The organism is Staphylococcus sp. HMSC034C12, from assembly GCF_001835895.1.
Lineage (GTDB): Bacteria > Bacillota > Bacilli > Staphylococcales > Staphylococcaceae > Staphylococcus > Staphylococcus hominis.
Genome location: NZ_KV826358.1, coordinates 84,645 through 99,945, shown reverse-complemented (window position 1 = coordinate 99,945; position 15,301 = coordinate 84,645). Strand labels below are relative to the sequence as shown.

General features: G+C 31.4%; 13 protein-coding genes. 6 read left to right on the top strand and 7 right to left on the bottom strand.

All coding sequences use genetic code 11. The features are described 5' to 3' along the window. Positions 1-34: 34 nt before the first annotated feature. A complete protein-coding gene (locus HMPREF2629_RS09900) occupies positions 35-1,369 on the bottom strand; it encodes an NCS2 family permease (protein WP_002448576.1) in 1,335 nt (444 codons plus the stop codon). 112 nt (positions 1,370-1,481) lie between these two features. Beyond that, complete coding sequence (locus HMPREF2629_RS09895; RefSeq protein WP_070813346.1) at positions 1,482-3,617, bottom strand: DNA topoisomerase III; 2,136 nt, start codon at positions 3,615-3,617, stop codon at positions 1,482-1,484. A gap of 286 nt (positions 3,618-3,903) precedes the next feature. On the opposite strand from HMPREF2629_RS09895, the gene HMPREF2629_RS09890 reads away from it, so the two are divergent. Beyond that, complete coding sequence (locus tag HMPREF2629_RS09890) at positions 3,904-4,767, top strand: GRP family sugar transporter (RefSeq protein WP_017174849.1); 864 nt, start codon at positions 3,904-3,906, stop codon at positions 4,765-4,767. A gap of 21 nt (positions 4,768-4,788) precedes the next feature. Next, positions 4,789-5,580, top strand: a complete 792-nt coding sequence (locus HMPREF2629_RS09885; RefSeq protein WP_019834801.1) for a glucose 1-dehydrogenase — start codon at positions 4,789-4,791, stop codon at positions 5,578-5,580. Positions 5,581-5,648: 68 nt separating this feature from the next. Here the strand turns inward: HMPREF2629_RS09885 and HMPREF2629_RS09880 are convergent, their stop codons facing one another. Then, a complete protein-coding gene (locus HMPREF2629_RS09880) occupies positions 5,649-6,557 on the bottom strand; it encodes an AEC family transporter (protein WP_070813345.1) in 909 nt (302 codons plus the stop codon). A 132-nt stretch (positions 6,558-6,689) separates the two neighbouring features. Here HMPREF2629_RS09880 and HMPREF2629_RS11085 point away from each other — a divergent pair, with 132 nt between their 5' ends. Further along, the gene (locus HMPREF2629_RS11085; RefSeq protein ID WP_101804312.1) at positions 6,690-6,857 is read left to right on the top strand and encodes an SE1832 family protein; all 168 of its coding nucleotides are present in this window, start codon (positions 6,690-6,692) and stop codon (positions 6,855-6,857) included. Positions 6,858-6,929: 72 nt separating this feature from the next. Further along, complete coding sequence (gene mspA, locus HMPREF2629_RS09875; RefSeq protein WP_019834800.1) at positions 6,930-7,247, top strand: membrane stabilizing protein MspA; 318 nt, start codon at positions 6,930-6,932, stop codon at positions 7,245-7,247. A gap of 67 nt (positions 7,248-7,314) precedes the next feature. Here the strand turns inward: mspA and HMPREF2629_RS09870 are convergent, their stop codons facing one another. The 3 genes from HMPREF2629_RS09870 to HMPREF2629_RS09855 all read right to left on the bottom strand — a co-directional run bounded on the left by HMPREF2629_RS09870 (position 7,315) and on the right by HMPREF2629_RS09855 (position 13,042). Next, positions 7,315-10,488: an efflux RND transporter permease subunit gene (locus HMPREF2629_RS09870; protein WP_049420248.1), complete on the bottom strand. Its 3,174-nt coding sequence runs from the start codon at positions 10,486-10,488 to the stop codon at positions 7,315-7,317. Positions 10,489-10,594: 106 nt separating this feature from the next. Further along, complete coding sequence (locus HMPREF2629_RS09865) at positions 10,595-11,857, bottom strand: lipid II:glycine glycyltransferase FemX (RefSeq protein ID WP_017174855.1); 1,263 nt, start codon at positions 11,855-11,857, stop codon at positions 10,595-10,597. A gap of 414 nt (positions 11,858-12,271) precedes the next feature. Beyond that, a complete protein-coding gene (locus HMPREF2629_RS09855; RefSeq protein WP_019834797.1) occupies positions 12,272-13,042 on the bottom strand; it encodes a VOC family protein in 771 nt (256 codons plus the stop codon). A gap of 170 nt (positions 13,043-13,212) precedes the next feature. On the opposite strand from HMPREF2629_RS09855, the gene HMPREF2629_RS09850 reads away from it, so the two are divergent. Both HMPREF2629_RS09850 and HMPREF2629_RS09845 read left to right on the top strand, forming a co-directional pair. Next, complete coding sequence (locus tag HMPREF2629_RS09850; protein WP_070813344.1) at positions 13,213-13,656, top strand: MarR family winged helix-turn-helix transcriptional regulator; 444 nt, start codon at positions 13,213-13,215, stop codon at positions 13,654-13,656. Beyond that, on the top strand, positions 13,643-14,848 hold the full coding sequence (locus HMPREF2629_RS09845) for an MFS transporter (protein ID WP_070813343.1): 1,206 nt from the start codon (positions 13,643-13,645) through the stop codon (positions 14,846-14,848). Before HMPREF2629_RS09850 ends, HMPREF2629_RS09845 begins: the two co-directional genes overlap by 14 nt. A gap of 74 nt (positions 14,849-14,922) precedes the next feature. Here the strand turns inward: HMPREF2629_RS09845 and HMPREF2629_RS09840 are convergent, their stop codons facing one another. Beyond that, positions 14,923-15,273: a SarA family transcriptional regulator gene (locus tag HMPREF2629_RS09840; RefSeq protein WP_017174859.1), complete on the bottom strand. Its 351-nt coding sequence runs from the start codon at positions 15,271-15,273 to the stop codon at positions 14,923-14,925. Positions 15,274-15,301 lie beyond the last annotated feature (28 nt).

The following is a 15,301-nucleotide window of genomic DNA, read 5'->3' as shown; positions in this document are numbered from 1 at the left end:
ATTTAATTCAAAAATTAAATGTGTCTTTTTATGTCTAACCGTGTACAAACACGAAGTATAAAATAAATAATACCATTAATACATACATGATAGGATGAACTTCTTTATGTTTTTTAGTAATTAACATTGTTATTGGATAGAAGATAAACCCACATGCAATACCTGTAGCAATTGAATATGATAAAGGCATCATAATGATTGTAATGAATGCTGGTACTGCTACTTCAAATTTTTTCCAATTAATTTCAGCAAAGTTTGCCGCCATTAAAATACCAACTACAACTAACGCTGGTGTTGTTACTGCACTTGTAACGACTTCGATTAGCGGACTAAAGAATAATGCTAATAAGAAACAAAAACCAGTTATGATACTTGCAAAACCTGTACGTGCTCCTACTGCAACACCAGAAGTAGATTCAATATAAGAGGTTGTTGTTGTTGTACCAAAAATAGCTCCAACAATTGTAGCAAGCGAGTCTGCAAATAATGCTCTTCCAGCCCTTGGTAATTTATTGTCTTTCATTATACCTGCTTGGGTTGCTACTGCTACTAAAGTACCTGCAGTATCAAAGAAATCAATAAAGAAGAACGTTAAAATAACAATAAGAAATTGGATTGTAAATAATTGGCCTGGATCTTTAAATGCTTCAAAAGCTGCTCCAAATGTAGGTGTAATACTTGGAATTTTACCTACAATACCTGATGGTGTATGAATTTGACCCGTAATCATCCCTACAATTGCAGTTATAATCATACCAATAAAGATTGAACCTGGAACCTTTCTAGCATATAAAATGATTGTTATAGCAATCCCAAATATAGCTAAAAGTACTGATGGTTTAGTTAAATGACCTAATGTTACAAGCGTTGAATCATTTTTTACAATAATACCTGCACTTTGTAAACCTACAAAAGTAATAAATAGCCCTATACCTGCCGAAACCGCCATTTTCATTTCATAGGGTATTGCATTAATAATTATTTCCCTCAATCCAGTTGCTGTTAATATCGCAAAGAATATACCTGAAAACAGCACACCTGTTAAACCGATTTGCCAAGGAATTCCCATTGTTAAAACAACTGTAAATGCAAAGAACGCATTTAACCCCATCCCTGGGGCAAGCGCAATCGGATATCTTGCAATCAGTCCCATGAATAAAGATCCTACAAAGGCTGCTAATGCTGTCGCTACAAAAATGGCACCTTGATCCATTTTCATATCACCAGATATACCTTTAACACCTGCTAAACTTAAGACTTGAGGATTCACGGCTAATATATAAGCCATTGATAAGAAAGTTGTGATACCACCGATGATTTCTCTTTTGTAGTTAGTACCATACTCGTCGAATTGGAAGTATTTTTTCACAGCTTTAAACTCCTTTTTTTGAAATACTTTAATAGTTTAATATTACTTACTTAAAAAAACAATACTAAAAGCGAACTTTTATCGACTTATTTCATTATAAGTTCGATTTTAGTTAAAATTTTAAGTTCTTTAATGCATCTTTAAAAGGATTATTATCCAATTCATCATGATTATTCATATATTTTTTCATATCTTTTTTAGAAACTTTACCATTATTTTTATTTTTCAATCGTTGATCCATTTGTGCTTGGGTTTCAGTATGACCGCATACACATCGGTAGACCGCTTCTTTTCCTCTTCCAAACAATGTCATTTTCTTTTTACAGTTAGGACAACGTGCATTCGTTTTACGTTGAATATTCTTTTTAGTGTGACAGCTAGGGTCTTGACACACTAGCATTTGACCGTTTTTAGTTTTTACTTTTATCATAAATTTACCGCAATTGGGACATTCAGTAGAAGTTAAATTATCATGTTTATATTTTTGATCACTATGTTTGATTTGCCCAACAATTTCTTTAGTAAAATCTTTCATCTCATTAATAAATTGTTTAGCGTTATATTTACCTTTCTCAATAGAAAGTAATTTTTCTTCCCATTCTGCAGTCATTAAAGGAGAAGTCAGCGCTTTAGGAGAAAGCTCTAATATTTGTTTTCCTTTAGATGTCACTTTTAATTTTCCATCTTTTGATTCTATTGCATTAATATTGAATAGTTTTTCAATAATATCTGCACGCGTCGCTACTGTTCCAATTCCTCCCGTCTTATGAAGGGTATTAGCGTACTTTTTGTCATTCAATTGAATATAATTTTGTGGGTTTTCCATCGCCTTAAGTAAGCTACCTTCATTGAAATATTCAGGAGGTGTTGTTTCATGTTCGCTTACTTTGACTTGTTGTACATGATAGGTCTCATCCTTGCTAAAAGTGATAGTCTTATTAGCAGTTGAATCATTGTTACTAAGTGCTTTAAATCCTAATTTACGTGTGACGTTTTTGGCATGTTTAAATTGATATTCTCCTACTTTTAAAATAACCTGTGTCGCTTCATACTGATAAGGATCCATTAATGTTTCTAAAAATCGTTGTGCAACCATTAAATATAGTTTTGTTTCTCTGTTAGTTAATGTATCAAAGTTGGGTCTAATTTCAGTTGGGATAATCGCATGATGGTCTGACACTTTTTGATTATTAAAAATATGCATCTTAGTTGTAAATGACTTAGTCAATAACTGACGAGCATGTGATTTATAATCAGTCGCTAATAAGGCTTGGAGACGTTCTTGTATGGTATCTGTCATATCGTTAGACAAGTAGTTAGAATCTGTTCTTGGATATGTTAATAGTTTATGACGTTCATAAAGACTCTGTAAGGTATTTAAAGTTTCTTTGGGTCCCATTTTAAATCGCTGGTATGATGCTTGTTGTAAATCAGTTAAATTATATAAAGGTTTTGCGTAAGATTTTTTTTGATTAATTGAAACATCTTCAATCTGACCTGATTGTCCTTCTATTTTTTTAGATAATTTTTGTATTTCTTCTTTATTAGTAAATCTTTGATTCGTTTGAATATCAAATATAGCGTCATTTACATTTAAAGAAAGTGTGTAATACTTTTGAGGTTTAAAATGATTAATTTCTTGTTGTCGATGATAAACCAGTTGAATCGTTGGTGTTTGTACTCTTCCTAATGAAAGTTGAGCATCATATTTAGTTGTCAGTGCTCTAGTAGCATTAATACCCACTATCCAGTCCGCTTCACTTCGTGCAAGAGCTGCTTGATACAAGTGATTATATTCACGTCCATCTTTTAAATGTTTAAAGCCTTGTTGTATTGCTTTTTTAGTCACCGAACTAATCCATAAACGTTTAATTGGCTTTTTATTTTTTACTTTATCTAAGATGAGACGTGCTACCAGTTCTCCTTCACGTCCAGCATCTGTAGCAATAATAATGTCTTTCACATCTTTATTTAATATTAAAGATTTTACAATTTTAAATTGTTTACTTGTCTTACCTATGACCACAGTATGCATTTGCTTAGGTAATATAGGTAAATCTTCTAATTTCCATTCTTTATATGTTTTATCATAATGTTCTGGTTGCGCATTTGTTACTAAATGACCTAAAGCCCATGTCACTATATAGCAATGATTTGCAATATATCCATTATGTTTTTCTTTAATATTTAGTGCTTCTGCAATATCTCTCGCTACTGAGGGTTTTTCCGCTAGAATTAATGATTTCATTCAAATTTCCTTTCGCATTCTTACTTTTTATTTTCATACGTTTAATATTGTAACATGTATAGCAATAGTGTTACTTTCCATCTCAACTTATTAATTTAAAGTAAAACTCCTATATTAAATTCAGCTTACTAAAATACTTAGGCTATACATTTTTATAATATTAGTCTTTTATATTTTATAAAAAAATGAGCAATTGCGTTTTATATCAATCACAAATAATATAAAATATTCACCAAGTGTTATGGAAAGGAAAGCACTTATTTTTGAAAAGGAGAGTGAGTAATAAATGCAGATTATTAACATATTAATCGCCTTATTACCTGCATTATTTTGGGGAAGTCTCGTATTAATCAATGTATTTGTAGGAGGAGGTCCATACAATCAAATTAGAGGTACAACGTTAGGTACATTGGTTATTGGTTTAATCTTACTTCTTACAGGTCATGCACAATTTGATAACCCTACTGTCATCATTGTAGGGTTAATTTCTGGTGCAATGTGGGCATTCGGTCAAGGAACTCAATTACAATCTGTTAACCTTGTCGGCGTATCTAAAACAATGCCTATTTCTACTGGTTTACAATTAGTAGGTACAACTTTATTTAGTGCTATCTTTTTAGGTGAATGGAGTACTGGATTACAAGTTACTTTAGGACTTATTGCAATGGTTTTATTAGTAACAGGGATTGCCCTTACATCACTAAAAGGAAAAAATGAGCGTTCTACAAAAGATCCTAATTTTAGTAAAGCAATGGTGATTCTAGTTGTAGGTACATTAGGTTATGTAGGTTATGTAGTAATCGGGAATATATTTGGCGTAAATGGTACTGATGCCTTATTCTTCCAATCAGTTGGTATGGCTATTGGTGGATTTTTACTTTCAATGAGACATGAAACAAATATTAAATCTACCACACTTAATATTATTCCAGGGATTGTTTGGGGAATAGGTAACTTATTTATGTTCTATTCTCAACCTAAAGTTGGTGTAGCAACAAGTTTCTCATTATCACAATTATTAGTTATAGTTTCTACTCTTGGTGGTATATTCTTATTAGGTGAGAAAAAAGATCGACGCCAAATGATTGGGATTTGGTCAGGTATTGCGTTGATTATCATCGCAGCAATTATATTAGGAAACTTAAAATAAGTATATTGAGGAGGTCATACAATGTTTTCTGAATTAGAAAATAAAGTTGTTGTTATTACTGGCTCTGGCAGTGGCATAGGAAAAGCAATGGCGGAAGTTTTTGGTAAAGAAAAAGCGAAAGTAGTCTTAAATTATAGATCAGAAAGTCATATGAAAGAACTTGATGCCCTTCAAGAAACAATCAAAAAATCTGGCGGTGACTCAATTACGGTGCAAGCCGATGTTTCAGTCGAAGAAGATGTGAAACGATTAGTAGAAACGGCTGTTAAAGAATTTGGAACAATTGATATCATGATTAATAATGCTGGTTTTGAAAAAGCCACTCCAAGTCATGAAATGTCTATGGCTGAATGGCAAAAAGTTCTTGATATTAACTTAACTGGTGCATTTATTGGTTCACGTGAAGCGGTAAAACAATTTTTAAAAGAAGATAAGAAAGGTATTATTATTAATACTTCAAGCGTGCATGATACCATTCCTTGGCCAAATTACGTTAACTATGCTGCAAGTAAAGGCGGTCTTAAGTTAATGATGGAAACAATGTCAATGGAATATGCCCAACACGGTATTCGTATTAATAATATCTCTCCAGGTGCCGTTGTGACTGAGCATACAAAAGAAAAATTCTCTGATCCAAAAACACGTGCCGAAACATTAGAAATGATTCCAGCTAGAGAAATCGGTGATGCAAAAGATGTAGCAAACGGTGCATTGTTCTTAGCTTCTAATTTAGCTAGTTATGTTCATGGAACAACATTATATGTTGATGGTGGTATGATGAACTATCCTGCATTTATGGGTGGAAAAGGGTAATCATACTATAAAGTAAAAAAGCAAGCGATGATTAAAAATCGCTTGCTTTTTTCATATATATATAGTTTTTATACAAAGATAGCTTGATAAATATATATAATAATAATACTTATCACAATAGAAATATTAGTAACCATTCCAACTAATGGTAATGTTTTATATTTAAATTGAATTGAATATGGAATAATTGCCACACCCACAGGAAGTAACCATGTAATTAATAACGTTGTTTTAATCATATCATCCGATGTTGGTAAAAAAAAGTGGACTAATAAACCAGCAATACATCCAAGTCCGTAATGGACAATTAAATATTTCACTGCAATTGGTAAAAATTGCTTTTCAATTCTGAAGCTCAACATAATTCCAAGTAAAATCATTGATAATGGCATGTTCGCTTTAGAAATAATGGTAAAAAAGTCAATTGAAGCTTTTGGTAAATGAATATTAGCCATATTAAGTATAAACATTACAATATAAGTAACGAGTGGTACTGAAGAAATTAACTTTTTCCCTAAAAATTTGAAATTAAATTGATCACTACCTTCACTGTAATAACTACCTACAAAGTAAGTGACTCCAAACATAATAATTGCCCCACCGATATCGGCCATACCAAAATAAATCATACCATTTTCAGGCCAAATTGTTTCTACAAGTGGATAAGCAAATAAACCAATGTTTAATGACGCTGCCATCATACCTACTGAACCCTTGACATGATTATCATATTTTCTAAATAATGCAACAATAATTACTTTGGCCAATATGCCATAGATGAGCATCATAATTGGTAAAATAGAAAATGATAAATCAAGATTCGCACTATTTAAATTGACAATAACTAAAGAAGGTAATGTGACATTCAATACAAGCGTAGACAATACTTGACTATCTGCAGACTTAATAAAATTAATACGTTTAAGTAAGTAACCTAATGCAATTAACAAAATAATGATTATAAATTGCTCAGTCACAATTCATCCCTTCTTCCCTAATATTCCATTACAACTAATTACTCTAACACAATTAACAGTATTTTTAGAAGTTACTTGTTTCATGCTATAATCATTACTAATCATATTAATAAATAAGGAGTTCGACTAGACATGGACTTAGAATCACAATTAGCTGAGCTTAAATACGATTATATTCGTTTACAAAATGATTTAGAGAAAAAAGAATCACTAAATCAACAGATTGATCCTTTAGTAAAACAATTAGAAGAAATTGAAAAAGAAATTTCAGACATACGTTCAAAATTACATCAGAAATAATTTTTCAATATATCTAGGCATGAAAGTTCATGAATGCTATGATATTAGTCGTAATAGAAAGGATGTCATCAAGTGAAAATATACTTAATTTTATTACCCATACTGTATCTTATTGTAAGTTATATCAGTATTTTTAAAATGAAATCAATGTTCGTACATATTTTACGTCTTATTATGGGAATATTATTATTATTTGTAGTAGCTATCACTACGATCCAATTTCCTAGTGAAAATTGGTGGGTATTTGTTGTATTGCTTCTTCTTGTAGGAAATGTAGAAGTTACAGCTTTTAAAGCACTTAAAAACGATTATAAAGGTGTTTCAATTTTAAATATTATATCTATTATTATTTTTGTAATATATATTATTTTAACTTTTACTATGTATTAATAAAAAAGCAATTGAACGTATGTGCATACGTCTCAATTGCTTTTTTTGACTTATCCTAAATTTATCTTTATTTACGTGTAAGTTTGTTTTTTAAAGTAAAGAGTATTTCATAGATAACTGGCACTACGATTAAGGTTAGTAGTGTTGATGATACTAATCCACCTATGACTGTAGCGGCCATTCCTTTAGAAATTAGAATTGAACTATTTTGCCCAAATAATAATGGTAATAATGCACCGATTGTTGCAACTGCAGTCATCAAAATAGGTCTAATTCGGGTTCCACCCGCTTCAATTAAAGCTTCTTTCATTAACATACCTTGTTGTTCATTTGAAATCACTCTATCAATTAATACAATTGCATTTGTAACAACAATACCAATTAACATCAACATACCAATTAAACTTGGTACTGAAATGGTTTCTCCGGTAATCAATAATGCAAATACTATACCAATAGCTGTAAATGGTAATGAGAATAGAATTGTAAATGGTGCTAAACCACCTTTGAATGTGATAACCAACACAAGATACACAATAACAATAGCAATAAGCATTGCAAAAGCGAGTTGGCTCATAGCTGTATTAATATCATCTGTTGCACCACCAACATTAAACTTAACGTTATTAGGTTTATCAATTGTATTGATTTCACGCATCACTTTACTAGAAGTTCCACCAACATCAGAAGCGGTAATTTTACCTGAAATTGTTGTAGCATAATCGCCATCTTCTTGAACAAGTTTACTTGGTGTTGTTGTTTTGTTTAGACGTGCAATATCTTTTAATTTAACAGTTTCTCCACTTGGTGCATGTAAGTCGATGTTTTCTAGTTTATTTTGAGACCAATTTGTTTGTTTATTCTGTTTTACTTTTACATCTATATTATTACCATTTTCTTTAACAGTTGTAATTGTTTTTTCTGGTAAGTTCTCATTTAAATTCAATGCTAATTGTGCAGCTGAAATACCTTTATCTGTTGCTTTATTTTGATCTACTTTGATTTCATATTGATCATAGGTTTGTGATAAATCTGAATTGACATCTGCTACACCTTTAATGGATTTCATTTTATTTTCAACTTTAGTTACTGTACTTCTAATTGCATCAGTAGAAGATCCTTTAACAGTTACGTCCACTGAATTGTTTCCAGCTCCTGTACCTAAGTCTTGATTTTTCCATTTACCTGGGTTTTTCATTTTAGAAAGATGTGTAACCACTTTATCTGGTTCTTCCTCAAAGTGCGGCGTATCCGAATCATATTCCACCATAATAGCCATGCTATTCGTACTTCCCGTTGGATCTGCTGGAGAAGGTCCCCCTACAGAAAATTGAACTGTTTTAACTTTATCTTTACTTTGAAGGTATTTTTGAGCTTTTTCAGCATGTTTAAGTACTGCTTCTTCAGTTTCTCCTGGTTTAGGTGTATAAGTTAACGCTAAAAACTTATCTTCCCCTGTAGAAATATAACTTGTTCCTAATTTAGCTGCACCAATTCCTATACTCGCAATTAATATAACAATACTAATAATAAGAACAAGCCATTTATGATTAAGTGACCAACCAAGTACTCGTTTATATCCCTTACTAATCCCTCCTAATTTATTTTCTTCATTAACATTGCCCTTTATGTTTATTCCATTTTTAAAGAATGTTGAGGCAAGGGCTGGCACAACAGTAATAGAAACAAGAAGCGAAGCCAGTAAACTAAATGTGATAGCTAACGCAAATGGTCGGAACATTTCACCTACTGAGCCGGAAACAAAAGCTAGCGGTAAGAAAACTATAATTGTAACAATCGTAGAAGATAAAATAGGTTTAAATACCTCTCTCGTTGCACTAATAACTAAATTGTTCCCTTTTAATTGTTCACTTGGATCTGATAATCGTCGATAGATATTTTCTACTACAACAATAGAATCATCTATGACCCGACCAATCGCAATCGTCAATGCACCTAAAGTTAAAATATTAAGTGATACATTACTTAATTTCAGTGCAATAAGTGCAATCAAAATAGATAACGGAATTGAAACGATAGATATCGCTGTTGTTTTAATATTTCTTAAGAATAATAAAATAACAATAATTGCGACGATGGTACCTAATGCCGCTTTTTCAATCATAGTATATAATGAATCTTCAATTGGTTTAGCTGTGTCCATTGTTTTTGTAGCTTTGATATCACTATTATTCTTAACAAACTCGTCTATTTTCTTTTGCGTTGCTCTAGCCACTTGAACTGTATTTGCATCTTGTGCTTTCATTACTTGTACGTTCACTGCGTCTTTACCATTTGTTTTTGAAATAGAATCTCGTTCATCGCCCACAGTGATGTTAGCTAAATCTTTAAGTGGCACGCTTGGCATTTGACCATTTGTTCCTTTTAAAGAGCTATTCGTTTGCGATTGACTTGCACTAGATGATTGACTACCTTCTTGGCCAGTACTACTAATACTATTATCGTTAGAATCACTTGATTGTCCTTGGCCTGCTATAGAAAGCGGGATGTTTAAATCTTTTAATGCACTGACTGATTTAAATTGACCATCCACAACAAGGGATTTTTCATTATTTCCAAATTGGAATAAACCGAGTGGTGTTTCTCTTGTCGCTGTCTTAATGTAATTTTCAACATCCTCCGCAGATAACCTTACTTTATCCAATTCCTTTTGTTTAAATTTTAAAGTAACTTGACGTGTAGTTTGTCCATTCAGTTGTGCACTTTGAACACCATCAACAGTTTGAAGTTTAGGTATTAATTGTTCATTAATTTCCTTTGTAGTGGTTCTTAAGTCATTACTCTTATTTGTAAATGAGTAAGCTACGATAGGAAAAGCATCGATAGAATTACGTATTAATTCTGGTTCGCTTACTCCATCTTTAAAATCGATTTTGTCTATTTCTTTTTTCAGTACTTCTTCAGCTTTATCCATGTCAGTTCCGTTGTTATATTCAACTTTCACAATTGAAGCATTAGGTATCGATTGTGTTTCTACACTTTTTACATAAGCGAGTGATCTGACTTGTTTATCAATTTTCGAGCTAATTTCACCTTGTGTCGTTTGAGGTGTAGCGCCTGGCATCGTCGTTTGGACAGAAATAATTGGGTTTTCAACATCAGGTAATAATTCTAATTTAAGTTTAGCACTTGAATATATGCCACCTATAATGACTAAAAGAACCATTAAGAAAATAGCAAACTTATTACCTAATGAAAATTGAAGCATTTTTTTAATCATTTAATTACTTCTCCTATAATAAGTTATTAATATTGGTAAAAAAATCTGAACGTTTCTTTATAGAATCGTTCAGATTAAATACTGTATCTACAATACTGTAAATTAATTATTTACGTTTTAATTTGCGAGAGAGTTTAATTTTGGCTTTTGTAAGTCTTGGTTTAACTTGTTCGATTAATTGATATAACGGCTGATTTAAGACATAATCAAACTCACCAATTTTTTCACTTAAATAAGTGCCCCATACACGTTTAAAAGCCCATAATCCATAGTGTTCAGAATCTTTTGATGGATTATTATCTGTGCCACCAAAGTCATACGTTGTTGCACCATGATCTCTTGCGTATTTCATCATTTCATATTGCATATGATGGTTCGGTAAGAAATCACGATAATCATTTGAAGAAGCTCCATATAAGTAATATGATTTTTTACCTGCAAACATAAGTAATGCGCCTGATAAATATACGCCTTCTGGATGTTCTTGATTTAATCTTTCTAAATCTTCTTTTAATTCAGTTGTCTTAGAAATCTTATTTTTTACATCATTTAATTTGTTAGCTGTTTTTTTATCATTTGGACGTGCTTCTGACTTCGCTTCTAGTTTAGTTTTTTCTGCTTCTTGAGCTTCTAGATCTTTATTCGTTTCATCAAGCACTTGTTGTGGCTCTAATTTCACTAAGAATAATTCTGCATCCCCATCTTCATGTAATGAGTCATAAATATTCTCAAAATAGCTAATATCACGTGTTAAGAAGCCATCACGTTCACCCGTAATTTGCATTAATTTCGCAAATGTTTTAAGCCCTTCACGATTTGAGTGTTCAACTTTAGTACCTCGTTTAAGCGCCAATCTAACTTTAGAACGATTACGACGTTCAAAGTTTTGAATAATTTCATCATCCGTCTTATCAATAGGTGTAATCATTGTCATACGAGGTTGAATATAGTCTTTTGATAATCCTTCTTTAAACCCTTTATGTTTAAATCCAAGCATTCTTAAATTTTTAAGTGCTTCTGTGCCATGTTCTACTTCAACATCTGGATCAATCTTAATCGCATACGCTTTTTCTTCTTTAGCGATTTTTTTTGTTTCATTTAAAAGTGCTCTCAGTACATCTCTATCATTATAATCGGCTACGAATCCACGTGATACGTAGCATAATGTAAATGGTAACTTCGGTATCTTTTTAAATAATAACTGTCCTACACCTTTAATTTCACCATTTTCACCTACTGCCACACGTTTTGAATACCATCCAGTTAAGCGCTTTGTCTCTGCCCACTTTGTCAGTTGCAATAAATCACCATTCGGATGAGTTTTTACAAATTCGTCATGTTCCTGATTTGTGATATTCATCTTTTCCATGCTATATAAAACTCCTTTATCTTTGCATTACTTATCATTATACATTGTAGATTTGAGAGTGTCGACAAACTCATAATAGAAGTTGAATTTTCTTCAAAAAGCTATTCTTTTTGTTATACTTAATGAATGAAAAACACTACTATTTTTTATTAAAGAGGTTTTTAAAATTGAGAAATATAATTTTACTTATATTTATTGTATGTAATGCTATTGCAATAATTTATACAATGGCTCATCCTTTAACTATAAATTTTTTTAGTCTGAGAGTGATGTTTGTCGCTTTATCACTTGTACTTACCATTTTATTTATATTATTAAAAACAAATCGTTTTTCTTTAATATTAAGCTTAATCTCTCTAGTACTAGTTTTTATTCATATTGCTTTTATCGCACATAGTACTTATACCTATCTATTTAATTAGTTCCTTCATTCGGTTCGAAACGATATTTGGCTCCTTTAATAATAATTGAATAAGGAGTCGTAGTTTCATTATCTTTAAAAACAATGGTATTGTATCCAGATTGAGCCGCATCTTGAATCCGATAAACGATAGTATCCCCCTCTAATTTTAAGTCAGTGTAGTTCTCATTTTCTTCTATAATGTCCATATTAAACCAGCTTTGCCACTTAGTTAAGGTTTTAGAGCGTTTAGAACTATCTATAATAATTTTATCAATTTTAAATTGTTTCTGAAAAAATGAGTCTAAATTTTGCATATGATCGACTTTATTTTTATTCCACTCAATAAAAAAAGGTGGCCTAACCATATAGTCGGGATCAGCGATATAGAGTAACTTCCATCTTATCTTTTCACCCTTTTTATCTTCTCTGTCCATATGTATAGGACCAATCGTATCAATATGACGTTCGTTTAAAGATTGTTTTACCCTCTCTATATCTTCCGTTCTAAATGCCATTGTTTTAAATCCTTGCTTAAAATCATCTTGAACAATTTTCGTTGCAAAAGCGACTCTACCCTCTTCAGTTTTAGCTTCTTTCTTTAACTTTTCGACATCTTCAACATCTAAGAGTTCGATGTAATTTCCATTTATATAAGTTAAACGATTGAAAGTGCCATATTGATGATGCTTGCCTCCAGAATGAATTTTTAATAACTCACCTGGATATTTAAATCCTTTTAATTGATCGACGTAATGAATCATATGATCAAATTTCAACTTCATTTATCAATATCCCCTTTACTAATTTAAACTTAATTGTATTTTAACAAATTTCACTATACTTTACTCTATAACTTATATTTAGTGTTGAAAAATGAATGAAATCGGCGTATAATATTTTTCGTCATCAATTAGTTAGCCTTGCTAACTATTTTTGAGGGAGATAATTCAAAATGCTCACAAATGAATTTTTTAATAGTTTTATTGGTATTTATCGTCCTTATATTAAACGTACTCAATCTATATTAGATCAGTTTGGTCTACATACAGGTCAGTGGTTAGTGCTTAAAGATATTGCTACATATGACCAAACGACTTTAGTTCAAATATCTAAACGTCGTTTTATTGAAAAACCGACTGCGCGTAAAATTATTAAAGTACTATTTGAAAAAGATTTACTTTTGGTTACTCCAGGGACTGACAAACGTGAAAAGCTATTAAGTTTATCTGAAAAAGGACAGCAATTATTTGAGGACATTAATGCTTGTATTACACCTATTCAAGAAGATTTAATCCATCAATCTAATATATCTAATGATGATTTGGATCACGTCATAGCAATTATGAAAAAATTACATACCACATTATCGAAGGGGGATCTTCATGAATCAGACTAGTACTACTAAACAACCTATTTTTACTAAAAGTTTTACAATCAATTTTATGATTAATTTCTTTGTTTATTTGTGTATGTACTTATTATTAGTTATCATCGCTGATTATTCTAAAACATTCTATCATGTGTCAGACAGCTTATCTGGACTTGTTGTAGGACTATTTATTATCGGATCATTGATTGGACGTTTTGGAACGGGAAAGTATGTCAATCGTTTTGGTCCTAAAAAGATTTTAATTGCTGGTTTAATTTTTCTAATCATTACTCAGTTACTTTATTTTATCTCTGGATCGATAACCATCTTGATGTTAGTACGACTCCTAAATGGAATTGCTACAGCTATCGCAACGACAGCTACAGGTACAATTGCTGCACATGTTACCCCTGTAGAACGTAAAAGTGAAGGCATTAGCTTATTTTCACTAAGTCTTGTTCTTGGATCAGCCATTGGTCCTTTCTTTGGAATTTTATTATTGAAATCATTCTCAATTAATTTACTATTTCTTATCTGTCTTATACTAGGAATTACAAGTTTAATTGTTTCAGTCTTTATTAAAATTGACTTTAATCCTACTAAAAATGCAATTGATAGAAAAGTAGCCCAAGCTTCTGGTTTCAACATTCATAATTTCATTGCTAAAGAAGCTGTACCAGTAGCAATTGTGATGATGATTATAGGGTTGAACTATGCTTCAATCCTAACATTCTTAAAATCTTTTGCTGAGCAACGTCATTTGTTAGAAGCATCTAGTTATTTCTTTATTTTCTATGCGATCGCTTCATTAATCACTCGACCTATTGCTGGTAGGATGATTGATGCAAAAAATGAAAATGTTGTGGTTTATCCAGCATTTCTTGCCTTAATTATCACATTTGTTTTATTAGTATTTAGCTATAATGGTTGGGTATTATTACTTGCTGGCGTGTTCTTAGGTATTGGCTATGGAAATCTCTCTTCTTCTATGCAAGCCATTGCAATTAAAGTGTCACCTTCAAGTAAATATGGAATTGCAACTTCAACTTACTTTATTGGATTAGATATTGGTATTGGTTTTGGTCCATCGTTGCTTGGATTATTTACAAGTGCAATCACGTATACTCAAGTTTATTTCATTATGGCTATTGTAGCCGCTTTATGTACGGTACTTTATTTAATTGTTCATGGTAGAAAAGTGAATGGTAATACGTATTAATCTTTCATTTAATATATAAAAAGAAGCACCCCTATTATTCGTTATAGAATATTAGAGGTGCTCTTTTTATTTAATTAATTTGCAATACTAATAGCTTCAATTTCATTTTTCATTTTATCTAATACTTTTTGTTGCGACGCATTAAAGAAATAAAATACTTGTCGTTCATCTGTTTCAGAACGTAATTTAGAAATTAATTCTTTCTTGTAAATTTTGCGGATGATGACGTCAATTTTACTTGTATCCCATAACATTTCAAAATGTAATGTATCGCGTAACTCTTTTCCGCTAATTTTTTTACCTTCATACACTTTAAATAAAACAACAAATTCCTCAATAGAAATTTTATACGTCATTTTCAACCAATGCTTCAATTGACTAAGTTCTCTTTCCGCTTCAATAAAGCGAGTCACTTTATTATTCATAGTACATGCCTCCAAAGTTGATTCTAAG